Below are 22790 nucleotides of genomic sequence, written 5' to 3' on the forward strand. Positions count from 1 at the left end.
TACGTTCGGCGCACTGACGGCGCTGAACGTACCTTTCGCTCGGGAAGTGAGTGGATCAGGCCACGGCATACGCCCGCACGCACGTGTTCAGGTCGCGGGTGAGATCGGCCGCCGTACTGGTCGGAGAACCGAACTTCACGACTGACCCGTCGCTTCCGTGGAACAACAGTGTCGGAAACGACGTGGCGCCGAGCGTGCGTGCACGGACGAAATCGGCGCGGGCGGCGTCCTTCGACGCGGGGGTGAACAGGGAGGACATTGCGGCAGACGGGTCGAGTCCGAGTGACTTCGCGATGGCTCGGTAGGTCTCGGGATCGGAGAGGCTGTGGCCGTCTCGGTAGAAAGCGATCTGCATGGCCTCCGCGACGTCGAGTGCGCGTGTCGGGTCCTGTGCGCGCAGCGCGGCGAGTCCGATCGCAGCATCCGTCGAATCCATGACGAACCGTCCGTCAGACACCAGTTGTGAATATCCGTCACCGAAGACGGCGCCGGTCTGGGCTGCGATGGCGGCGTTGGCTGCTTTCAGGTACGGAGCCGAAGACATGGGTGCGACGCGCTCACCGGTGAACAGTCCGCCGCTGACCACGGACACGTCGACGGCGTCGGCATTTTGACGGACGAACTCCGTCAAAGCAGGACCGAAGCCGAAACACCACCCGCAATAGGCGTCGAAGACGTAGGTGAGTTGCGTCTTGCCTGCTGTTCTCGAGCGTGATGTCTGCACTGGAGGATTCCTATCCGAGCGTGAACTGATTGATACTCTGACGGTATGTCGCATTCGGGTATTCGGTCACGGTGAAGATGAGTCCCGAACTAGTGAAAAACAGACAAGTGCCCGTCCGGGACGTCGGGTACGCATCTTCGGTGGCGGATGCGACCGAGATCGAAGTTCTCAGCCTGGACACCATTCGCGTCAATGGGGGAAGCGCAGAGTTCGTCGGCCCCCAACGTCCGCAGTTTCACTTGCTCGCGCTGGTGACCGAGGGTTCGGCGCTACACACCATCGACTTCGTGAACTACGCGGTGAGTCCGGGGACTGTGTTCTGGGTCAGACCGGGGCAGGTGCAACAGTGGGGGCGAATCCAGGATTTCGAGGCGATGGTTGTTCTGTTCACACCCTCGTCGCTCGATGCCGTCAGCCAGCAGTTGTTGGACGGAAACTTTCGTAGTAGGCAGGCAGCGTGGCAGTTGTCCGGCGAGAACCTCGAGACCATCAGCACGGGTATGAAACACCTGAACCTGAACTACGCGTGTCCGGATACTTCCGCGCCGGCCGTTCGCGCGGCGATTCTGCGGCACACGCTGACGGCAATTCTGTTGAAACTGACCCATCTCGGCGGGCAGGAGCAGAGTTCGGTGCTGGCACACAATGACGTGTTCGAAAGGTTTCATGCCGCTGTCGAACGTGACTTCGCCACGGTACGTTCGGTTTCGGAGTACGCCAACACGATCGGGTACTCCGAGAAGACCGTATTACGAGCTACCCGATCCGCTGCCGGGATGACCGCGAAGCAGTACATCGATCAGCGAGTGGTGCTCGAAGCGAAACGATTACTGTCTTTCGGTACGGACACGGTCACCCAGGTGGCGTCGAAGCTGGGGTTCGACGATTCTGCGAACTTCACCAAATTCTTCGCCACCCGGGTGGGTGTTTCTCCGCTGACCTTCCGTCAGGACGTCAGAGCGCGCTGAACGCCGCCCATCGCGCGTCGGCGCTGTCGAGCGTTCCGATTCCGCTCTGCCCCTTGCCGTGTGCGATGCCGTCCAGATCCTGGATGATCCAGTAGATGGCGAAGGGATGGCTGCCGAACCAGAGATCACCGCTGACGTCCAGAGCGTGCGCAGAATCGGGTGTCAGGTTGTCGAACAGCGGAGTGTTTCGCACGACGGACGCGTCGTACTGCTGCCCGGAAAGTACGGCGACGGTCTGCGCCGCATGCTCGGGCAGGAGTTCCGGTGAGACGGGTGAAATCGTGCCGGTGTCTTGATTGTTGGTGGCGTTGACTTCCGATACGGGCCTGGTGAATCCTGCCTCGGTGACGAGGGTGGAGATGGGAGTGGTCGGTGGCACGGTGAACAGGTTCCCGCTGTAGCCGAGCAGTATCGCAAGGCTCTGGCCTCCCGCCGCGGTCTTGACGTCGTCGAGACCGGATTCCAGCTTTCCGATCATGGCGGTTGCTTCGCTGCCTCGATCGAGCTGTGCCCCAGCTTGTTCGAGCACGTCGCGCCACGGTGCCGAGTAGGGGAGGACGAGGGTTGGTGCCACGGCGTTGATCTGAGCGAACAGACTCGGCAGTGGACCGGCATTGCTCATCAAGATCTCGTCGGGCTCGACCGACGCGATCTCCTCGACGGCCGGGTTGGCGAAGAAGGTCGGTTTGTCGAGAACTTCGACGCCCTGCTCGCGCAGAATCGATTTGGCGACGTCCGATCGCAGGGTGCTGTAGACGACGGTGGGCTTCACGCCGAGTGCGAGTGCACTCAGGCCTGCATACTCGTCGAGAGCGAGAATGCGCTGCGGTGATGCGGGGACCTCGACGGTGCCGAGTTCGTGTGTGACGGAGCGAGTTGCGGAAGGGGCGTCGGACTCGGCGGAGCTGCTGCACGCGCTGGCGCCGGCAACGGTGAGGAGAAGCGCCGAGACGATGCCGAATGCGGTTCGGGTGGTGAACATCTGAGGTCAACGATCCATTCGTGGGAAGAAGAAGGACAGGAGGGTGCCGGCCAGCAGGAGGCCGGAGCAGACGAAAAGGGCTTGGGAGTATCCGGAAACCAGTGCTTCGGTCGGCGCACTGCCCGAGCGTGCCGTCGAGGAAGCAGCGACGCTCACGAGAACGGCCAGTCCGAGTGAACCGCCGATCTGACGCGACGTGCTCAGTAGCCCTGATGCCATGCCGACCTCTTCGGGAGGAGCGTCGGCGGTGGCGACGTTACTGAGCGGCATGAACGACAGGCCGATGCCGATACTTGCCAGAAGCGAAGGCACCAGGATGACGGCCCAGAAGGGACTGTCGAGGTTCATGGTCGAGAAGATGAACGTCCCGACTGCTGCGACTGCTGTTCCGACGACGAGCAGTGGCCGGACTCCGTAGCGCGGAAGGAGTTTGGTGGAAGCGAGGATGCCGATCACCAGGCCGAAACAGAAGGGCAGGAAAGCCAGACCGGTGGTGGTCGGTGAATAGCCCAGTCCACGTTGTAGGAAGAGTGAGACGAAGAAAAACGCGCTGAATTGTGCCGCACACACCAGGCACATGATGGCGTTGGCCAGACCGATTCGGGGGCGAAGCAGGGTGGACAGTCGTACCAGTGGTGTGGCGCAGCGGCTTTCGACCACAACGAAGGCAGTCAGCAGAGCGATCGTGAGCGCGAATCCGCCCAGCACGTAACTCGAAGTCCAGGAATGTGATTCAGTGGCGATGACGGTGCCGACAAGGGCGGTGATTCCGGCCGTCGCCAAGATGGCGCCGGGGAGATCGAGGGAGCCGCCTCTGGCGGCCTGGCCGGCCGGCAGGCCACGGGCACCGGCAACTGCGGCGATCAGTGCCACCGGTGCGCCGGCGAACATCACCCATCGCCAACTGAGTCCTTCGGTCAAAATGCCACTCAGAACGACGCCCAGTGCGCCGCCGAGTGCTGACGACATTGCGCCGATGCCGAATGCCTTGGCCCTGGCACGTCCGGTGGGAAAGGCCTGACTGAGGGCGGCGAGCCCGGCCGGTGCGATCATCGCGGCACCGACGCCTTGAAGCGCCCGAGCTCCGACAAGCATTTCGGCGGACCCCGAGAAAGTCCCGATGATGCTGACGAGCGCAAACAGCAGCAGCCCGGAAACCAGAACGCGACGAGTGCCCATCACGTCGCACAGACGGCCGCCGAGAAGCAGCAGCCCGCCGAAGGCCAGGGCGTACGCGTTGACGACCCAGGACAACCCGGCGTCGGAGAAGTTCAGCGATTCCTGGATGTCCGGCAATGCGACGTTGATGACCGACATGTCGAAGGCCACCAGGAACTGCGCTGCCGCGGCGGCGGTGAGGACCAGAGCAGGCGCGGCTACCGCCCTCGTTGTTGTTGTCATTGCAGGTACCTAATTTGTATACGCGTTCTCATAAGTAGTTAGGTTTACCTTGCTGACGATCGAGATGCAAGGGGTTCCCCGGGGGAGAGCGTCGTAGCGGGAACGCGCACAATCGACGAATGGCCGAAAAGATGGAACCGAGATCCCCGCGGCTCGGACGTCCCCCGACTATCACGTCGGAGCAGATAGTCGAAGAAGCGAAACGGCAACTTCAGTCCGGCGGCGCCGACGCGCTGAGCATGCGAGCGCTGGCGAAGTCGCTCGGCACCACGCCGATGGCGCTGTACCGGCACGTGGGCGACAAGGAACAGCTGATCAGCGCGGTTCTCGACGTGTACTCACAAGACCTCGGCTCTCTGGTCCTGCCCCAGGATCAGGTCGAGCGACTTCGCACGATCTTCACCGCGATCTTCGAAACACTCGCATCGGAGCGTTGGATCATCGAGCTGCTTCAGCGCGGTGGGCGTGGTGGGAGCGGTGCCGTGGTTTTGGTTGACCGGGCCATGGCCGCGTGTGTCGAACTCGGCATGTCGCCCCGTCGCGCTCTGCTGGTCTATCGAGCGCTGTGGAACTACACACTCGGCGCACTGCTCAACATCTACGACACCGCCGCGCGACCGGAAGGCAGTGTGTCACCTCTCGCGGTCAAGATCCGAGAAATCGGGCCCGAGAAGCTGCCGGTACTCAGTGAGGTGCTCGAGGACTGGCCGGGAGGGACGACGACCGAGAGTTACCTGGAAGGTCTCGAAGTCTTGATCAGCGGGTACGTGAATTCCGACTGAGTGGGCTTACAGCAGTCCGTGCCTCGGTGGGACCGTGCCCGACAGCGTCCAGCGGCCGATATGTTGGACCTTCCACCTCGTCGGATCGTGCAGGGTGTGCGTGCGTGCGTCACGCCAGAATCGCGAGAGGTTCGCTGATTCACCCGCGCTTCTGGTGCCACCGATCTCGAACAGGGTGCTCGTAGCCGCCAACGACGCTCGCGCTCCGACCACCTTGGCAGTTGCAGCGTCGATGGATGCTCGGGCCGTGGAGTCCTCGGTGGGATCTCGCCTCGCCACGTCGATCGATCGCGCCGCTTCCGCCAAGAGGGATCGGGCAGCGCGAACCTCGATGGCTGCTTCGCCGGCGAGTTGAACGAGCAGTGGATCCTCCACTGCTGTATCGACTTTCGCCTCGAAGAACGGACGCGCTTTTGCGGCGAGTTCTACGGATTCACGCAGCGCAGCTGATGCAATGCCGGTGTCGATCGCGGCGTGCAGAATCTGGGCCTGTGCCCCGTAGGTGGTTGGGTGAGCGAACAGTGACGTGAAGGGGACGACATTGAACCGCGGCACCGACACGGATTCGAGGGTCACGGTTCCGCTTGCAGTTGTCTTCTGCCCCATGCCGTCCCAGTCGTCGACGATCGACAGTCCGGGAGTATTCCGGGGCAGGTAGACCGCAGACTTCACTTGAGCGCCGGTCTCCGTGAACTGATCGGCATTAGCCGCGCGCACGACGATCCAGTCCGCGAAAAGTGCTCCTGTGCAATAGAACTTGCGACCTTCGAGCACGAAGTCGTCCCCGTCGGGGGTCAGGGTGGTGCCGTCGATGTCGATGGTCTTGTTGCCGCGTTCGCTCTGCGCGTTGGCGAACTGCTTACCCGACAACGCCTTGGCGTAGAAGAACTGTTTCTGCTCGTTCGACCCCTGGTACCGGAGCGCTTCCAGGAAAGTGAAGTGGCTGTGCGGAATCTGCGCGATGCTGGGATCGCCTTCGGCGAGCAAACGGAAGACCTCGGCCAACGTCTCGGTGCTCGCGTCGATGCCGCCGAACTCCGTCGGCACGGATAGTCCGAGCAGGCCGGACTGCGCCAGGGTGCGGACCTCGTCTTCGGGAAGGAGGCGCTGCGCATCGCGGACACCGGCGCCTGCCGCGAACTCGGCGGACAGCTGCGACGCTACCGAGAGTGCCTCGTCTTCGCTGGTGATGCGGTGCGCGATCTCCTGAATGTCCACAGCAGTCATGCTGCCACCGTTTCACAGTCGCAGCACCCACCCAACACTTACAACCTGTGTGATCGCTACCCTGGAAACCCCTGGGAACTGCATGTTTGCTGGGTTTCATGTCTACTGAACGTATCGCCGACGAGATCAAGTTCGCCTACTGGGTGCCCAATGTCAGTGGTGGTCTGGTCACCTCCGACATCGAGCAGCGGACCAGCTGGGACTACGAGTACAACAAGAAGCTGGCGCAGACCGCGGAGAACAACGGCTTCGAGTACGCCCTGAGTCAGGTTCGCTACGAGGCGAGCTATGGGGCCGAGTTCCAGCACGAATCCACGAGCTTCAGTCTTGCGCTGCTCTTGGCCACCGAGAAGCTCAAGGTCATCGCCGCGGTGCACCCCGGACTCTGGCAGCCGGCCGTGTTGGCGAAACTGGGCGCTACCGCTGACCACCTGTCGAATGGACGATTTGCCGTCAACGTCGTCAGCGGTTGGTTCAAGGACGAGTTCACCCATCTCGGCGAGCCGTGGCTCGAGCACGACGAGCGCTATCGTCGCAGCGCCGAGTTCCTTCAGGTTCTTCGTAAGATCTGGACCGAGGACGACGTCGATTTCCGCGGTGACTTCTACCGCATTCACGACTTCACGTTGAAGCCGAAGCCGCTGAACACTCCGGAGCGCCCCAATCCCGAACTGTTCCAGGGTGGTAACTCGGCGGCTGCCCGTGAGAACGCCGGTCGCTATTCGGATTGGTACTTCAGTAACGGCAAGGACTACGACGGAGTCACCGAACAGTTGGTCGACGTCCGCCGTGTTGCTCGTGAGAACGATCGGGAGGTCAAGTTCGGGCTCAACGGGTTCATCATCGCCCGCGATACCGAGGCCGAGGCGAAAGACACGCTGCGCGAGATCATCGCCAAGGCGAACCGTCCTGCAGTCGAGGGATTCAAGAATGCAGTCCAACAAGCCGGCGCGTCGACCGCGTCCAAGGACGGGATGTGGGCGGATTCGACATTCGAGGACTTGGTTCAGTACAACGACGGCTTCCGCTCACAACTGATCGGCACGCCGGAACAGATCGCCCATCGGATCGTCGAATATCGCCGCCGCGGTGTCGATCTGATTCTCGGCGGATTCCTGCACTTCCAGGAAGAGATCGAGTACTTCGGGGCCAAGGTGCTCCCGCTGGTTCGCGAACTCGAAGCAGCCGACAGCGACGAGCAGGCGCTCGTCACCGCCGGCTGATCACCGCGGGCGCTGGTGATTCAGGACTTTGCGTGGCGCTTCGCCAGCATCCAACGAGAGATCTTCATGTCCCGAGCTTTTCGCTCGATGGTCAGCAGGTCCAGCGGAGCGCTGAACTTCTGAACGGCCAGTGATTTCACGCTGCTGAACTCACGCAGTCCGTCGGCTCCGTGGATTCGACCGAATCCGGAATCGCCGACCCCGCCGAATGGCAGGGCGGCGATTCCGGCGAATCCGAGAACCGAATTGACCGTGACTACACCACATTCGAGCTTCTCGGCAATCGCTCGCCCCTTCGACGAACTCTTGGTGAACACCGAGGCGCCCAAGCCGTACTTCGAAGCGTTGGCGCGCTCGATCCCCTCGTTCATGTCGGCCACCTTGTTCACCACGACGCTCGGGCCGAACGTTTCCTCGGTGATCGCGGTGGAATCCTCCGGAACATCCGTCAGGATGATCGGATCGATGAACGGGTCGTTGAACGAATCAAGTCCGCCGAGTACAGCTTTCGCGCCGCGACCGAGAGCGTCTTCGATCTGGCCCCGAACTATCGCGGTTTGCTTTCCCAGCGTCATCGGCCCGTAGGTCGAGCTGTCGGTGGCACCGGCGTGGGCGTCCCGTAACGCGGTTGTGAGTTTGGACAGGAAGGCGTCGTACACGGGCGCTGCGACGTAGATTCGCTCGACGCCGGCGCAGGTCTGTCCGCCGTTGCCCACTGCTCCGAACGCGGCGAAGCTCACGGCCGCATCGAGGTTGGCGTCGGAGTCCACCAGCATGGCGTCCTTGCCGCCACATTCGGCGACCAGAGGAGTGAGGGTGTCCGCGCAGGCTGCCATCACGCGCTTCGCGGTAGCGGTCGAACCGGTGAATGCGATCTTGTCGACACCGGACGAACACAGAAGTGCGCCGGTTTTGCCGTCACCGGTAATGGTCTGCAGGACAGGGTGTCCGGGTGCGGCGATGTTCCACAACCGCGCCAATTCGACGCCGACACCTGGTGAGAGTTCGCTCGGTTTGAAGACGACGGCATTACCGGCGGCCAATGCGTAGCCGATCGACCCCATCGGTGTGTACAGCGGATAGTTCCAGGGGCCGATCACGCCGACGACACCCATCGGCCGGTAGCCGACCGATGCAGACTGGTTGGCGCTGATCAGTCCTGCGCCGACGCGTCTGCGGCGCAACACTTTCTGGGCGTTGCGTGCCGCCCAGTCGAGGTGTTCGACGGCCAGCATGACTTCGAGTAGTGCGTCGTCGCTGGGCTTTCCCGTCTCGGCGGAAATGATCGCTGCCATCGATTCGGCGTGGGTGGCGATCGCGGCGCGGAAATTGCCGAGCACCTTCCGGCGCCCTTGGAATCCGAGTTGATCCCACCACTTCGACGCGGTTCGCGCCGCGGCGACCGCCTTCTCGATCGCCTGCTGATCGGCGATGGGGTGCTGCGCGACCACGGAGTCGTTGCGAGGGTCGAGGCTCGCGAAGGTGTGATCGTCCGATTTCAGATCTGTAGACGTGCTCTGGCGGCCGAGCTGTTCTGTCATGTTCTTCAGATCCTCCACATGTCGGTGCATCACATATATGTGATGTGATTTACTGTGCTGGTAGTCACAGTATGCGTCGGACGGAGCTCCGACAAGCCTCCAGCCTCATCTCACTCGGGAGTTTTCGATGTACATGGATTTCACGCAGGAGCAGTCTGATTTCGCCAAATCGGTAGCGGCGTTCTGTAAGAAGGAAAGTGGCACTCGTGAGCAGCGAGATCTGCTGACCGATCATGGCGCCCACAATCACAACCAGGCGTTCTACGAGAAGATGGCGGAATTGGGATGGCTCGGACTGACTGTCCCGGAGGAGTACGGCGGATCGGCCGGAAGCACGGTTGACCTGTGCATCTTCCTGGAGGAAGCAGCCAAGGGGATGGCGCCGATCGGTGGACTCGGCCCGACCGTCATCACGGGAGCCGCGTACGAGAAGTTCGGTAGTCCGGCGCAAAAGGAAGCAGTGCTCGGCGGGATCGTCCGTGGCGCTTCGCAGTCGATCTCGATGTCCGAACCCGAAGCGGGCTCCGACGTGGGCAACCTGAGTTGCCGCGCCGAGAAGGTCGACGGTGGGTGGCTGATCAACGGACAGAAGACGTGGTGCTCCAACGCTCACTTCGCCGAGAACATCCTCCTCGTGGCTCGTACATCAAAGGGCGAGGGCAAGCACGAGGGCCTGACGATGTTCCACGTCCCGGCCGACATCTCCGGATTGAAGATCAGCGGAATCGACACCATGGGCGGCAAGGAGGTCAACGATCTCTACTTCACCGACACGTTCCTGCCCGAGGACGCGGTGGTCGGGGACGTCGGCAACGGCTGGCGTCAGCTCATGGCCGGGCTCAACATCGAACGCCTCATCCTTGCCGCGATGATGCTCGGGACCGCGCAGCGGGCCTTCGACGACACCCTCGAATTCGTCACTACGCGTAAGCAGTTCGGCCGTCCGGTCGGATCGTTTCAGGCACTTCGCCACCGGATCGCGGATCTCGCCACCGAGATCGAATGTGGCCGTCTACTGGTCTACAGCGTTGCCCGCATGGTCGACGCCGACCCGACCAAGATGTTCCCGAGGGAAGCATCGATGGCCAAGCTCAAGCTGACCGAGACCGCCAAGAAGGTCGCGCTCGAAGGCATGCAGATGATGGGTGGGTACGGTTACGCCACTGAGTTCGACATGGAGCATCATGTGCGAAAGACTCTTGTGTCCTCCATTTATGGTGGTACCAACGAGATTCAGCGAGACATCATCGGCAAAACGTACGGACTGTGAGGATCGGTTGTGGCAACGTCTGCACGCACTCGGAGGGCGACATCTGAGCTGAGGAGGCGGCCACAGTTGTCGGAGGACGTGGCCAACCACGTTCGCAACCTGATCATGTCCGGCTCGGTCCGTCCGGGCGAGTTCGTCAGGCTGGACGAAACCGCGGCCGACCTCGGGGTCAGCGTCACGCCGGTGCGAGAAGCCCTCGTCGCATTACGCGGCGAGGGGATGGTCGAGTTGGTTCCACATCGCGGCTATCTCGTTTCGCCGCTGAGTCGCCAGGACATCGAAGACATCTTCTGGTTGCAGGGGCAGATCGCGGTCAAGCTGGCTTTGCGGGCGATGGACAGCATCACTGCTGATCAACTGGTGGAACTCACGGAACTCAATGCCGATTTGCGAGCGGCGGTCGACGCCTCGGATGCTGCTGCGATCGAGCAGTGCGAATTCGAGTTCCATCGCCTGATCAATCGCGCTGCGGGTGGTGCGAAACTGGCGTGGTTCCTGTTCGGCGCGATTCGGTACACCCCTGCTCGTCTCTACGCGACGGATCCAGGCTGGGGTGAGCTTGCGGTGTCGAGCCACGACGCGTTGATCGAGGCGTTCGAGAAGCACGATCGAGAACAGGTGGACGCGCAGATGAGTCTGCAGTTCTCCGACGGCGCTGCTCGACTTCTCGCTCACCTCGACAACATCGGGATCTGGGACTGAATTCAGTCAGGCTCTCGAGACGGAGGTAGGGCGGGAGCGAGCAGGATCGCTGCGCATTCGGCGACCAGTTCTTCTTCCGTCACGTCGATGTAGCCGTCGAGCCATGCACTGAGGGTCTGCGCCAGGCCGCCGACCAGGAAGGTTGCCGTCAGCGTCAGGTGGCCGCTGTCATCCAAACGGTAGAAGGTCTTGGCGTTGGCGGCCAGGAGACCGATGAAAATCGTCGTCGACGCTCGTCGTTTCTCGGCCAGGACAGGGCTCGTCAGGGCGCTGGAGAACAGTAGACGTCCGCGACGGGGATCGTTCGCGATAGTGCGGACGATGTTCGCGATTCCGGCGAGGGCCTTGCCGCGCTCGGTCTCGGCGGCGTCCACCGCGGCCTGGGTCGAAACGGCGATGTCCGTGATGACGGTGTCGTAGACGGCCGACATCAGAGCATCACGATCGGTGAAGCTCTCGTAGAAGTACCTCGCCGCGACACCGGCCTTCTTGCACACCCCGCGGACCGTCAGTTCGGGCTCGGTCGAACCCATGAGTTCCAGACCGGCCTCGATCAGCGTCTCTCGTCGTTGGGCTACGCGGAGCGCGCCGTCGACGCCACCGTACGAACGCGGTTGGTCATTCATGAAGACCATCTTGGCATCCCGAGATTGCTTGACATCTCGGCATTTCAGCGTTTCACTCATCTGAGAACGTGCGTTCGCAGATATGACTTCGAAGGGGTTCTGCCATGACGGTGAGTAGGGATTCGATGGACGGGCGCGGGGAGACGGTGGCGGATGGCAGTCGAGCGGTCGGCAATCGAGAGGTCGACATCGACGCCGAGGTCGAGAGGGCGATGTCCGGGCTCGGACTGTTGGCTGCCGGCGCGAACGTCATCATGCAGTTGGCGCGTCCGGCGGTGGGGTACGGCGTGTACGAGAGCAAGGTCGAGACCGGACGGCTGGATCGGCATCCGGTGAAGCGAACCCGGACGACGTTGACCTATCTCGCAGTCGCGAGCCTGGCGACTGACGAAGAGAAGAAGCTGTACCGACGTGCCGTCAACGGCTCGCACAAACACGTTCGCTCCGATGAGAACAGTGCGGTCGAGTACAACGCGTTCGATCCGGAACTTCAGTTGTGGGTAGCCGCCTGTCTGTATCGAGGCTTCGAGGATGTCTACACAATCTTGTACGGGGATCTCGATCCAGTTACTCAGGATGCGTTCTATCAGCGAAGCGCCACGTTCGGCACGACCCTCCAGATGCGACGCGACATGTGGCCGGCGGACCGGGATGCGTTCGAGGTCTACTGGAACGAGAACCTCGACAAGGTGGCGATCGACGAGACGATTCGTGAGCATCTGTACGGGATCGCGTCGGCGACCTTCACGCCGAAGTTGTTGCATCCGGTGGTCGGCCCACTCAATCGGTTTGTCACCACCGGGTTCCTGCCCCAGACCTTCCGTGACGAAATGCGGCTCCCGTGGTCAGCGCGTCGGCAGCGTAATTTCGACCGATCCATGCGTGTCGCTGCGCTGGTCAATCGGTTCAGCCCGAAGATTCTGCGGATGTTCCCCTACAACTTCTACCTCTGGGATCTACGTCGGCGCATTGCCAAGGGAATCCCGTTGGTCTGAGCCGACTCTCGAACTTGAAGTGATTGACACCACAGGTAAATCGGACACATACTCAACTTAGTTGAAGTTGACGTCAAGTTTCATCATTCCTGTGGAGGCTGTCAGTGGCGAACATCGAAGGCGTATGTGACCAGCGGTTCTCTGGCTTGAAGGAGGCGCTGGCACGCAATCTCGATTCCGGCGAGGATGTCGGGGCGGCGATCGCACTGACGATCGACGGCGAACCCGTCGTCGACATGTGGGGCGGGTGGATCGACGCCGAACACACTGCACCGTGGGCCCGCGACACCGTCACCAACGTCTGGTCCTGCAGCAAGACCGTGACCGCAATGGCCGCGCTCATGCTCGTCGACCGTGGGTTGCTCGATCTGGATGCCCCCGTCGCGCAGTACTGGCCCGAGTTCGCAGCAGCCGGGAAAGACCGCATCCAGGTCCGGCAACTGTTGTCGCATACGTCGGGTGTGTCGGGGTGGGATCAACCGTTCACCTTGGAGAACATCTGCGACGACGAATATGCCACCGCCCGGTTGGCCACTCAGGCTCCCTGGTGGGAACCGGGAACCGCGTCCGGATATCACGCTCTCAACTACGGCCACCTGATCGGCGAGGTCGTCAGGCGCATCGACGGGCGAACCCTCGGCCGCTTCATCGGCGAGGAGATCGCGGGTCCGCTCGATGCAGATTTCCGCCTGGGGCTGCCGAAGTCGGAGTACGGCCGAGTCTCGAATGTCATTGCGCCCCCGCCGTTGCCGATCGACGTCGCGGCACTCGGGATGGACAACATCATGGTGAAGACGTTCACTGCGCCGCCGGCCGATGCAACAGGTTCGTGGACCGACGGGTGGCGCGCTGCCGAGATCGGTGCGGCCAACGGACATTCGAATGCGAGGGCGCTCGCACGTATTCAATCGGTGATCGCGTGCGGCGGCAAGGTCGGTGACGTCCGTCTGTTGTCGGAGGAAACGATCGACAAGATCTTCGAGGAGCAGTCGTACGGGGTCGACCTCGTCCTGGGTGTGCCGGTCCGTTTCGGCGTCGGATTCGGCCTGCCGACGCCCGAGTCCGTGCCGTTCATTCCGGAGGGACGAATCTGTTTCTGGGGCGGTTGGGGTGGGTCGCAGATCATCATCGACACCGACAAGCGCATGACCTTCTCCTACGTGATGAACAAGATGGGGCCGGGCCTGCTCGGTTCGGAACGATCGGCGCAGTACGTATCGGCTGCCTACAGCGCTCTGAGATGATCGGACGTGCAGTGTTGATCGACGGAACAGAGGCGTCGGCGTTACTCGAATCCTTGCCGAGTAATAGCTCACCGGTGTTCGGTTAAGCGTCCTCGGTAATCCGGCAGAACGGTTGGTTTGCCCGACCCGAGCTGACTATGCTGCCGGATATGCCAGTGTGCTCCGGGGGGAAATCAGCGTGTCCGCAACGTCGAAGTGTGCCGAAAGGTTGCACAAGCGTCTCGGCGGTTCGTCGATGAGTGGTTTGATCGAAGTCGTCGGACGCTGGTGGCAGACGCCCGACCAGTTTCACACGTTCAGTCGCTATCTCGAAGATCGCGGTTTCTTCACTGCCTGCCGGGTGTTGGTCGGCGGAACGGCGTTCTGGATGGGATTGGTGTTGCTGTCGGCCCGATTCAGTGACGTCGGTCCGCAAGGGACGCTCTGGCGGGCGGTCAATCTGACGGTCATCGTGTTGTGCCTCGGCGCGGCTCTTGTCTGGTGGGTGTTCCCGCCGACGCCGCTGTGGTCGTACACCTTCGTCGTGGGTTCCGACATCGCGATTGCGGCAGCAGCGGCAACCGATTCGGAACCGCTGGGCCGACTGATCGCGTGTGTCGTGTTTGCGTCGATCGGCGGCTATATTGCGTTCTTTCACAATCCGAAACTCCAAGTCGGTCACCTGGTCTTCGCCTCGATGGTCACGGTGCTTTCGGGGTGGACTTTGTTGTTCGGGCCAGCAGCGGACGTCGGCTTGGGGTTGGCGAAAATCGCGGTCGTGATGGCCACCATCATCGTGATTCCCGTTGTGTCACAAATCGTTCTGGCGGTCCTCGGTTCGGATGCCACCACCTCCGACATCGACCCGTTGACCGGACTGCTCAATCGTCGCGGACTGGCGCGTCGGGTGAACGACCTCATGGATGCTCCGATCACCGAGTCCGACGCGCTGCTCGTGGTGGTGATCGACCTCGACCGATTCAAGACGATCAACGACGTTCACGGCCACGACGTGGGAGACAGCACGATCATGCGAACTGCACTGCGTATTCGTCTGTGGACAACCACATCCGCGCTGACGGCCAGGATGGGAGGCGACGAGTTCGTCGTGGTGGAGCGCGTGCCCGTCAATGCGATCGCCAGGCTGGAAGGACAGATCCGCTCGGCCATGGACGGAGCAACCGACGATCCGCGGACGAGTGCCAGCGTCGGAATGGCGGTCCGGACCGCGCCACGGCATCCGGACGAGTCGGTGGACGATGCTTTCGCCGAACTCTTCCGTGTTGCGGATTCGGCGATGTACGAAGCAAAGCGGGAAGGCGGCAACCAGGTTCGCGCGAGCCTGGTCTGATGTGAGATCTCAGTCGGCGAAGCTCAGACCGCGTTCGGCGAGTGCTTCACGCAGAATCCTCAGTGCCTTCGGCCCCATCCCGTGCAAAGCGCCCAGTTCTTTCTCGGATACGGACGTCAGCTGTGCGAGTCGGGTGTAACCCGCCCCGATCAGCGCGCGCTGCGCGGGAGCCCCTGTTTTCGGGAAGTCGGTGTCCGGATCTGGTTCTGTCACTGGTCAACTCCTCGTGTGGGGTTTTCCACAGTCTAGCGAGTGTCGTGAACGATGTCGGGTCGGTCGAGTGCGCTTTCGGATCGGTCGATCTTGTCGAGCCGTCGCGGAAGTGCGCGGACTGCTACGGCAATGCCGACGATCGCTATCGCGGCGAATGTGACGAGAAGCAGCTGCGCAGAACGTAGCGTCGACGGTTCTCCGATGTTCACCAGAACTCCGGCCAGGGCTGCGCCGAAGGCATTGGCGATCAGCTGCACGGTGTTGATGGCAGCCGAGGCACGCGCCCCTTCGCCGGGATCGGTTACCGACGTCATCGCACCGACTGCAAGGTGAGGCCAGGCGATGCCGATTCCGACGCCGGCGACCAACAGTCCGATCACCCACGCGACGATCGCACCGGCGCCGGCATGTTCGGTGAGGAATGCCGCCATGATGCCCAAACCGATCGCGACGAGGATCGGACCGCTGACAACGATTCGCCGCACCATTCGAGGGGCCGTCGCCGAGGCGCTCGGGATCTCGCCGAGAGTCCAGCCCAGAGCCAGTGCGGCGCCGAGGAATCCGGCTGCGAGCGGCGCCATCCCGGCAAGTCGTTGGCCGAAGAGGGGGATGAACGTCTCGACGGTCGACGCGACCGCGAGGACCACGATTGTCAGGTACACCCACTTGAGGGATGACGCGTTGAACGTCGACGGTGGTAGTACGCCGTGGCGCGAGCGGTGGTCTGCTGCGACAAAAGCGACCAGTAGCAGCACAGCGGCGAGAACCATCGCTGCAGTCACCGCGATATTGGACAGGATCCCCGCCACGCTGACCAACAAAGCCGCCGCAGTCAGCAGTGCCAGTGAGAGGACCGGCACCGGACTGCTGGTGGTGCTGCCCGGTTCGTGCGCGGGCAGAGCACCGGGAACGAGAGCTGCGACTGCGATCGTCGCGATGACCAGAACGCCGAAAGCCCACCGCCAGGCGCCGAATTGAGCAAACACTCCGCCGATGGCGGGCCCGGCGAAGGTGCCGACTCCCCACATCGCCGAGACCAGCGCGGCCCCGCGGGTCCACAGATGTCTGGGGAGCGCGGCATTGATGACGGCGTAGCCGAGACCAGCCAGCAGGCCACCTCCCGAACCCTGGATCGTGCGGCCGACCAACAGCAATTCCATGGTCGGGCTGACCGCACAGACGACGGTGCCGAGTGCAAAGATCGCGAGGCCGATCAGGTATGCCCCGCGCGGGCCTCTGGCGGCGAGGACGTTGGTGACCAGCATCGAAGAGATGACGGAAGCGATCAGGAAGACCGTCGCGGTCCAGGCGTAATACTGCTGACCGCCGATGTCGTCGATGGCAGTCGGAAGCAGGCTGGTCGTCAGGTAGACGTTGGTCGCGTACAGCGCGACTCCGCCTGCGAGGACGGTTGCGGTGCCGAGGTATCGACCGCTCAGGAGCTGCCGCCAGGTTCCGGCGGGAGCATCGGTGGGGGAGTGCATGTTGTCGAAGGTAGAATCTCAAGTGCGCTTCAGGTCAATGTCGCGCAGCCATTGGGAGGCAGAATGATCCGTAAGAGTGACGAACTTCTCTCGATCGGTGAGGTATCGGCGCGAACCGGCGTCGCCGTGTCGGCGGTGCGCTATTACGAAACACTCGGTTTGGTTCCTGCGGAGCGGACGGCGGGAAATATGAGGAAGTTCCCGCGGCACTCGATCCGGCGGGTGTCGCTCATCCAGTTGGCAGTCCGGTTCGGGATACCTCTGGCCGAAGTTGCCGAAGTGTTCGGGTCGTTGCCGCAGGGGCGGACCCCGACGAAGAAGGACTGGCGCAAGATTTCGACGGAGTGGAATCGGCGACTCGAGGATCGTAAGCAGGCCATCGCCCGGATGCAGGACGAACTGACGGGGTGCATCGGCTGCGGGTGTCTGTCACTCAAGACCTGCAACCTGCTCAACCCGGGAGACGAACTGGGCCGGGAGGGGCCCGGCGCCAGACGCCTCTGAAAATCCTGTCGGTCAGACTCTTTCGCGCGGTCTGGATTGTGCATTCCACCGACCGCCGCGACGCTCGATCTCGATGGGATGCGAGAAGCACTCGCTGATGTTCTGGGTGGTGATCACATTCTCGGCGAGCCCGCTGGCGGTCACGACTCCATCCTTGATCAGCAGAGCGTGCGTGGTGGTGCTCGGAATCTCTTCGATGTGATGCGTCACCAGAATGCTGGCAAGTGACGGGTTCTGATTGCGGAGGTCGTCCAAAGCCGTCAAGAGTTGTTCGCGCGCAGCCAGATCCAGCCCGGTCGCCGGCTCGTCGAGCAGGAGCAGGCGTGGTTCGACCATGAGCGCGCGGGCGATCAGGGCTCGTCCTCGTTCGCCCTGGGACAGGTTGGGCCACAGCGCGTCCGAGCGCGGTCTCATCCCCAGGAGATCGATCAGTGCGTCGGCGTGAGCCTCTTGTTCCGGAGTCGGTGACCACCGGGGCATCACCTCGGTGGTGTTGGTGAGGCCGGTGATCACGACGTTGCGGACGGTGATCGGAATTCCGATCGTGTGACGCGGGTTCACGTGCCCGATGTCCATCCGCAGTTCCCTCATGTCGACTCGGCCCAGCTTGTGTCCGAGGACGTAGACGGAACCGCGAGTCGGGTGGGCGGTTGCTCCGAGCAGGCTCAGGAGGGTGCTCTTGCCTGCGCCGTTCGCGCCGAGGAGGACCCAGTGTTGTCCGGGTTCGATCGAAATGTTGATGTCTTTCAACAAGTATCGGCCGTCGCGGACGAGATCCACGTGTTCGGTCGACAGAACTGTGCCGGTGGGGTGTTGCACGAGAACTAACCTCTCTTAGGCGTCGAGCACACGCAACCGCCGTAGGACGGTGTCGATGTTCGCTCGTGTTGCCGCTACCGCGGCTTCGGGGTCGGCATCTTGAAGTGCTTCGACCAACTGATCATGGGCATGTGAGGTGTCGGGGACGCCGGCCTCGTGGGCCATCATCTCGACGAGGGATTCACGAAGGAGTGGACGCACCGACGTGAAGAGCGAGAGCAGCACTGCGTTTCCCGACAGCCGAACGACCTCGGTGTGAAAATCGAGATCGACGTCCACGAACTTCTCGACATCACCCTCGAAATGACTGTGTCGCATGGTCAGTCGCCGCCGTAGGCCGTCGAGATCCTCGGGTTGTACCCGCTCCGCGGCCAGCCTGGCGGCCTCGATCTCGAGTGCGCGCCGCACTTCGAAGACCTCGAGGATCCGCGAGCGTCGAAGAAGTTTGGTGAATTCGTCGACGTGCTCGAGTTCGGACGCGGCAGCCACGAAGGTTCCGACGCCGTGTCGGACTTCGAGTAGTCCGTCGCGAGCGAGGAGGCGGATGGCCTCGCGAATCGAGGAACGCCCGACGCCGAGTTCGACGGCGAGGGCCGCCTCGCTCGGTATGCGCTCGGACGGCGCCCACGTTCCTTGCATGATTCGCCCGCGCAGCAACTGTTCGAGTTGCGGTACCAGCGGACCACTGCGAAGGGTGAATCCTGTGTGGTCGTCGGACACGGTTTGCCTCTCGTGGGGGTACCGACAGGGTAGCAACTCGTCAGACGTCTGAGGACTCGGGTTGACGGTGTGTCGGAAGTCGACCGATGCGATTGCACGCGCGCGTGGCGTCATGCTCCGTGTCGGACAAGAGAGGGCCGTTCGACGGTTGTCAGGAGTCGAGTTGGTCCAGCCTTGTAAGCGCTTCGACCGGAACAGGTTTCACAGGGAGATGCGCGGTGAAGTGCCCGGCCTCGGCCAGACTCGTCCCGCGGGCGTTCGCGACGAGCGCGCCGATCGTGCCCTCGCAGTAGCGTCCCTGGCATGGTCCCATGCCACTTCGGCATTGCAGCTTGACTGCGCTGGCGGTGGACACGAACGGGTTGTCGTCCAGCGTCGCATCCACCGATGTGCGTGTGACGAGTTCGCAGCGGCAGATGATGGTGTCGGGCGTGGCGAGCGTCGCCAGGGCCTCGCGTTTCGGTTCGAACATCGTCTGGACGACGGTGGAGAAGTGCTCCGCCCGGGTGATGCCCTTGTCGGCTGCGGCGAATGTTGCGCCCGATGGTGTGCGAGGGGCTGACAGTTCACGCGCGATCGACAGTCCAGCGAGGTGCCCCTCGGCACGGGCTTGGTCTGCTCCGGCAACGCCGGTCGGCTCACCGGCGACAAAAATTCCGGGAGCGCTGCTCTCCATCCGCTCGTCGTGTGCGACAACCCAACCGCCCTTGGGTGAACTCCAGACCATGCGGCAGTCTGCTTGTCTGGCGAGTTCGGTCGACGGTGAGAATCCGTATCCGAGTACGAGCGTCGACGCCTCACGACGACGTCGACGGTTCGAGACCTTCCAATCTCGGTCCACTCGCGCAAGTTCGACCGATTCGACCGCTCGGTCACCGAAGGCTCCGGTGACTATCGTTCGGGTGCTGACCTTGACACCGCGTGAGACGAGTCGTGCTACAGCCAGCGCGGATTCGGCGAGGAGATCGGTGTGACCGGGAATCGCGCGGCGGGCAGCGACAAGTTCACGTGGGCCGGGAATTCCCCGCGCGAATGCGAGTTCGGAGACGCGAGCACCCTTGGCGACAAGTTGGTCGGCCACGACGACGAGCAGCGGGTGTGATCCGGCGAGTACAAGATCCTCCCCGGCAAGGACATGCTGACTCTTGAGAAGGCTTTGCACAGCGCCTGCGGTCATGACGCCGGGCAACGTCCAGCCAGGGAAGGTGACCGGCAGATCGTAGGCACCGGTGGCGATCAGGAGGCGTCGCGCGGAGATCACGCCGCTGACCGTTGGGCCGGAAACTGCGAGTTTCAACGAGATCTCGTCGTTGTCACGGTCGCGAAGAATTCCGTATGCCGTTGTGGAGGTCAGGTGTTCGATGTCTTCGTGGTTTTCGAAGCGCTCCAAGAGTTCGATCGCCCAGCCGTACCCCGCGGTGGGTTTCAGTGCCGCATCCGGAAATTCGACTGGTGGCTGACGAAATATCTGACCACCCGCGCGGATTTGTTCGTCCACGACGACGACATTCAATCCTGCGTCGGCAGCCGCCAGGGCTGCGGCCATGCCTGCAGGTCCGGCACCGATCACGGCGAGGTCGTACATTCAATATCCCTTCGTGGAGGTGACGTCCATCCCGTTGCGGACCGGCGTGATGCAGGCGCGAATCAGAGGGCGACCGTCGATGGTGACCGCGCAGTCGAAGCACGTCCCCATGTTGCAGAACGGCTGCCGCGGGTCCCCGTCCCTGGTGGTGCCGAATTCGTGGATTCCGGCGACAAGAAGCGCGGCGGCGACTGTGTCACCTTCGTGGCAGGGCACGACTCGGCCGTCGAAAGTGATGTCGAGGTCTTTCCCTCGTCGGGTTGGCAGCTTTCGGCTAGGAGACACCGACTCCCCTTTCGTATCGACTCGGATCGTATGGCGTGAGGTCGATTCCGGGCTTTCGCCCGAGCGCCAGTTCTGCGAGTACCTGGGCGAAGCTCGGCCCGAGAGTGAAGGCAGATCCGCCTGTCGCGACGAATGCTCCGGGCGCGCCGGGAACGGGACCGACCAGGGGCAGCTGATCCGGTGTGACCGTCGTGGTGCCCACCCAGGTACGCAGAGCCGGTAGTGGGCCGACGCGTGGAACGACTGCCGTTGCAGCTCTGGCGTTTCCGGCAACGGAGGCACGAAGCAGCTCCGGACGAACCGAGAAGTCCGGAGTGCCGTCGGCATGGGTGACCAGTCGTGCCGGCCAACCCCCGCCGATCAACACGTTGCCGTCGAGGGACTGCTTGAGCGAGAGCCGGGCACCCGCGTGCTGGACGAGGTGGGGAATGAACTTCTCGGTCTTCGCAGTGACCGTCATGGTCAAGGCCAAAGGGATGGTGGGCAGATAGCCACCGAGCATGTTGCCCAGTTCTGTCGTCCACACACCGGCGGTCAAGATGACCGACTCCGCCGTGACTGTCTGCGCCCGAGGGCTCTCCCCACTGTTCCGGTCCGTCAGCGTCACCGACCAGGACGAGCCGTTGCGGCGAAGATCGGTGACTGCGGTCCGGGTACGCACGGTCGCGCCCAGACGGATTGCTGCCCTTGCCATGGTGGGGCCGGCGGTGCGAGTATCTGCCTTGCCTTCGATAGGGCAGTACGACGCTGCCACAACGGATTCCGACAGGTACGGTGCGATGGTGCGCACCTCGTTGCCGTCGAGTACGTCGACGTCGAGTCCCCAGGATCGCTCGATCTCGGCCTTGGTCTCGAGCAACGAGGCCTGGGCGGCGTTCTCGGCGAGCATCAGTCCACCGCGCTGCACCACCCCGAGAGGCTCGCCGACTTCTTCTGCGAGTCCTGCCCACAAGCGCGCAGCCTCGAGGTGGAGGGGCATGGCTTCGGCAGCTTGTTTGGCTGCCTCGATTCCCTTTTCGATCATCCGATACTCGAGTTGGAAGTGGAGACTGCCCGCATTCTGCCCGGAAGCGTGCTGGTTGACCTGGTCGCGTTCGACGAGCAGGACGTCGGCGCCTTCTCGGGCGAGCATCCACGCCACCGCACAACCGAGAAGACCGCCGCCGACGATCACGACATCGAATGAGCTTTTCACGGCAACGGTGTCGTCTCGATGTCCAGAGATTCCAGAGTGGTGGCGATGATCTTGACTTCCTCCGCCGTCAGTTCGAGTAGGGGATCACGGACGTAGCCGGCTGGTATGCCCTGCAGACGCAATGCGGTCTTCATGATGGCCTGCTGGTTACCGAACTGGACGCCGTAGTCCGGGGTGAACCAGCTTTCCATGACTACGCGATCACGCGCACCCAACTCGAGTGCTCGTTCGCGGTCACCATCGGCGATGGCACGCCAGAAGTCGGGGTGATCGGATCCGAGCACGCCACCGGACCCCATCAGCCCGTCACCGTGACCGAGAAGAGCGAGATCCGCGCCGAGTGCACTTGTCGGCATCCCGAAGTACCTGACGGAATCTTCGAGTGCGTACATGCCGGCGAGAAAGCCTGCGAAGTTGCCCGTCGAGTTCTTGATCGCCACGACATTCTCGATCTCGGCCAGTTCGGTGAGGATATCGGTGTCGAGATCGACGATGCATCCACGCGGCCAGTTGTACACGCAGATCGGCAGATCCGTGGCATCGGAGATGTCGGTGTAGAACTTCACGATCTCGCGACGGTTCGGCACCACGTAAGGGGGCGGGGTGACGAGGATTCCGTCCAGACCTGCGTCCTCGGCGGCGCGGGCGTGCACTATCGCTTCCTGCTGGGTGAAAGCGTTGCAGGCACCGATGACGACGAGGTTGTCGCTGCGATGTCTGCCACCCTCGACGAAGAGTTGCCTACGCTCGTCGGCGTTCATCGAAAACCATTCGCCACTGGTGCCGGCCAGGATCACGCCGTGCATTCTCTGTTGAGTGAGCCACCCCATCTGCTCGCCGAACCCGTCGAGATCGAGGGCGCCTTCTCGGGTGAAAGGAGTGGTGATCGCGGGAATGTAGCCGGTCCAGCCGACTGTGTTTCTGTTCATGACCGACCTTCGGCATCGGAGCGAAATATATTGTGTGGAAA

General features: G+C 62.6%; 23 protein-coding genes. 9 read left to right on the forward strand and 14 right to left on the reverse strand.

What is annotated here, in order from left to right; translation table 11 throughout:
• Positions 1-55 precede the first annotated feature (55 nt).
• On the reverse strand, positions 56-724 hold the full coding sequence (locus G8767_RS26200; RefSeq protein ID WP_166812692.1) for a DsbA family protein: 669 nt from the start codon (positions 722-724) through the stop codon (positions 56-58).
• 140 nt (positions 725-864) lie between these two features.
• On the opposite strand from G8767_RS26200, the gene G8767_RS26205 reads away from it, so the two are divergent.
• Positions 865-1692: an AraC family transcriptional regulator gene (locus G8767_RS26205; protein ID WP_166812694.1), complete on the forward strand. Its 828-nt coding sequence runs from the start codon at positions 865-867 to the stop codon at positions 1690-1692.
• Here G8767_RS26205 and G8767_RS26210 read toward each other — a convergent pair.
• Together G8767_RS26210 and G8767_RS26215 are read right to left on the reverse strand one after the other, a co-directional pair.
• Positions 1679-2674: an ABC transporter substrate-binding protein gene (locus G8767_RS26210; RefSeq protein ID WP_095972798.1), complete on the reverse strand. Its 996-nt coding sequence runs from the start codon at positions 2672-2674 to the stop codon at positions 1679-1681. The genes G8767_RS26205 and G8767_RS26210 overlap by 14 nt on opposite strands.
• 6 nt (positions 2675-2680) lie before the next feature.
• The gene (locus G8767_RS26215) at positions 2681-4075 is read right to left on the reverse strand and encodes an MFS transporter (protein WP_095972797.1); all 1395 of its coding nucleotides are present in this window, start codon (positions 4073-4075) and stop codon (positions 2681-2683) included.
• Positions 4076-4194: 119 nt separating this feature from the next.
• On the opposite strand from G8767_RS26215, the gene G8767_RS26220 reads away from it, so the two are divergent.
• On the forward strand, positions 4195-4857 hold the full coding sequence (locus G8767_RS26220; RefSeq protein ID WP_124568095.1) for a TetR/AcrR family transcriptional regulator: 663 nt from the start codon (positions 4195-4197) through the stop codon (positions 4855-4857).
• A 6-nt stretch (positions 4858-4863) separates the two neighbouring features.
• On the opposite strand, the gene G8767_RS26225 is transcribed toward G8767_RS26220, so the two are convergent.
• Positions 4864-6084, reverse strand: coding sequence for an SfnB family sulfur acquisition oxidoreductase (locus G8767_RS26225; RefSeq protein ID WP_166812696.1), 1221 nt, complete (start codon positions 6082-6084; stop codon positions 4864-4866).
• 98 nt (positions 6085-6182) lie between these two features.
• On the opposite strand from G8767_RS26225, the gene sfnG reads away from it, so the two are divergent.
• Positions 6183-7307, forward strand: a complete 1125-nt coding sequence (sfnG, locus tag G8767_RS26230; RefSeq protein ID WP_095972840.1) for a dimethylsulfone monooxygenase SfnG — start codon at positions 6183-6185, stop codon at positions 7305-7307.
• A gap of 20 nt (positions 7308-7327) precedes the next feature.
• Here sfnG and G8767_RS26235 read toward each other — a convergent pair whose 3' ends face one another.
• Positions 7328-8848, reverse strand: coding sequence for an aldehyde dehydrogenase family protein (locus tag G8767_RS26235; protein WP_166812698.1), 1521 nt, complete (start codon positions 8846-8848; stop codon positions 7328-7330).
• A gap of 127 nt (positions 8849-8975) precedes the next feature.
• Here G8767_RS26235 and G8767_RS26240 point away from each other — a divergent pair, with 127 nt between their 5' ends.
• Together G8767_RS26240 and G8767_RS26245 are read left to right on the forward strand one after the other, a co-directional pair.
• Positions 8976-10118 carry an acyl-CoA dehydrogenase family protein gene (locus G8767_RS26240; protein ID WP_166812700.1) on the forward strand — a complete coding sequence of 381 codons (1143 nt, stop codon included), beginning with the start codon at positions 8976-8978 and terminating at the stop codon, positions 10116-10118.
• A 9-nt stretch (positions 10119-10127) separates the two neighbouring features.
• Positions 10128-10820, forward strand: coding sequence for a GntR family transcriptional regulator (locus G8767_RS26245; protein WP_124568099.1), 693 nt, complete (start codon positions 10128-10130; stop codon positions 10818-10820).
• A gap of 2 nt (positions 10821-10822) precedes the next feature.
• Here the strand turns inward: G8767_RS26245 and G8767_RS26250 are convergent, their stop codons facing one another.
• Positions 10823-11455: a TetR family transcriptional regulator gene (locus G8767_RS26250; protein WP_235170517.1), complete on the reverse strand. Its 633-nt coding sequence runs from the start codon at positions 11453-11455 to the stop codon at positions 10823-10825.
• A 116-nt stretch (positions 11456-11571) separates the two neighbouring features.
• Here G8767_RS26250 and G8767_RS26255 point away from each other — a divergent pair, with 116 nt between their 5' ends.
• The 3 genes from G8767_RS26255 (at position 11572) to G8767_RS26265 (ending at position 15015) form a co-directional block, all read left to right on the forward strand.
• Entirely contained in the window at positions 11572-12441 is an 870-nt protein-coding gene (locus G8767_RS26255) for an oxygenase MpaB family protein (RefSeq protein ID WP_166812788.1), read from the forward strand.
• A 104-nt stretch (positions 12442-12545) separates the two neighbouring features.
• Positions 12546-13685: a serine hydrolase domain-containing protein gene (locus G8767_RS26260; RefSeq protein ID WP_166812702.1), complete on the forward strand. Its 1140-nt coding sequence runs from the start codon at positions 12546-12548 to the stop codon at positions 13683-13685.
• Between the two features lie 178 nt (positions 13686-13863).
• Positions 13864-15015, forward strand: a complete 1152-nt coding sequence (locus tag G8767_RS26265; RefSeq protein ID WP_346843043.1) for a GGDEF domain-containing protein — start codon at positions 13864-13866, stop codon at positions 15013-15015.
• A gap of 9 nt (positions 15016-15024) precedes the next feature.
• On the opposite strand, the gene G8767_RS26270 is transcribed toward G8767_RS26265, so the two are convergent.
• Both G8767_RS26270 and G8767_RS26275 read right to left on the reverse strand, forming a co-directional pair.
• On the reverse strand, positions 15025-15228 hold the full coding sequence (locus G8767_RS26270; protein WP_095972789.1) for a DNA-binding protein: 204 nt from the start codon (positions 15226-15228) through the stop codon (positions 15025-15027).
• Between the two features lie 32 nt (positions 15229-15260).
• Complete coding sequence (locus G8767_RS26275) at positions 15261-16712, reverse strand: MFS transporter (protein WP_166812704.1); 1452 nt, start codon at positions 16710-16712, stop codon at positions 15261-15263.
• Positions 16713-16775: 63 nt separating this feature from the next.
• Between G8767_RS26275 and soxR the strand changes: the two genes are divergently transcribed.
• Positions 16776-17216: a redox-sensitive transcriptional activator SoxR gene (soxR, locus tag G8767_RS26280; RefSeq protein WP_060937845.1), complete on the forward strand. Its 441-nt coding sequence runs from the start codon at positions 16776-16778 to the stop codon at positions 17214-17216.
• 12 nt (positions 17217-17228) lie between these two features.
• Here soxR and G8767_RS26285 read toward each other — a convergent pair whose 3' ends face one another.
• The 6 genes from G8767_RS26285 to G8767_RS26310 form a co-directional block, all read right to left on the reverse strand.
• On the reverse strand, positions 17229-18035 hold the full coding sequence (locus tag G8767_RS26285) for an ATP-binding cassette domain-containing protein (RefSeq protein ID WP_124568105.1): 807 nt from the start codon (positions 18033-18035) through the stop codon (positions 17229-17231).
• Between the two features lie 15 nt (positions 18036-18050).
• A complete protein-coding gene (locus G8767_RS26290; protein ID WP_124568106.1) occupies positions 18051-18755 on the reverse strand; it encodes a FadR/GntR family transcriptional regulator in 705 nt (234 codons plus the stop codon).
• 151 nt (positions 18756-18906) lie between these two features.
• Complete coding sequence (locus G8767_RS26295) at positions 18907-20340, reverse strand: NAD(P)/FAD-dependent oxidoreductase (protein ID WP_166812706.1); 1434 nt, start codon at positions 20338-20340, stop codon at positions 18907-18909.
• A complete protein-coding gene (locus G8767_RS26300; RefSeq protein WP_095972785.1) occupies positions 20341-20625 on the reverse strand; it encodes a (2Fe-2S)-binding protein in 285 nt (94 codons plus the stop codon).
• Entirely contained in the window at positions 20615-21820 is a 1206-nt protein-coding gene (locus G8767_RS26305; protein ID WP_095972784.1) for an FAD-binding oxidoreductase, read from the reverse strand. Before G8767_RS26305 ends, G8767_RS26300 begins: the two co-directional genes overlap by 11 nt.
• Positions 21817-22749, reverse strand: a complete 933-nt coding sequence (locus G8767_RS26310) for a dihydrodipicolinate synthase family protein (protein ID WP_124568110.1) — start codon at positions 22747-22749, stop codon at positions 21817-21819. Before G8767_RS26310 ends, G8767_RS26305 begins: the two co-directional genes overlap by 4 nt.
• Positions 22750-22790: the final 41 nt, after the last annotated feature.

The organism is Rhodococcus sp. IC4_135 (assembly GCF_011602025.1).
Lineage (GTDB): Bacteria > Actinomycetota > Actinomycetes > Mycobacteriales > Mycobacteriaceae > Rhodococcus_F > Rhodococcus_F baikonurensis.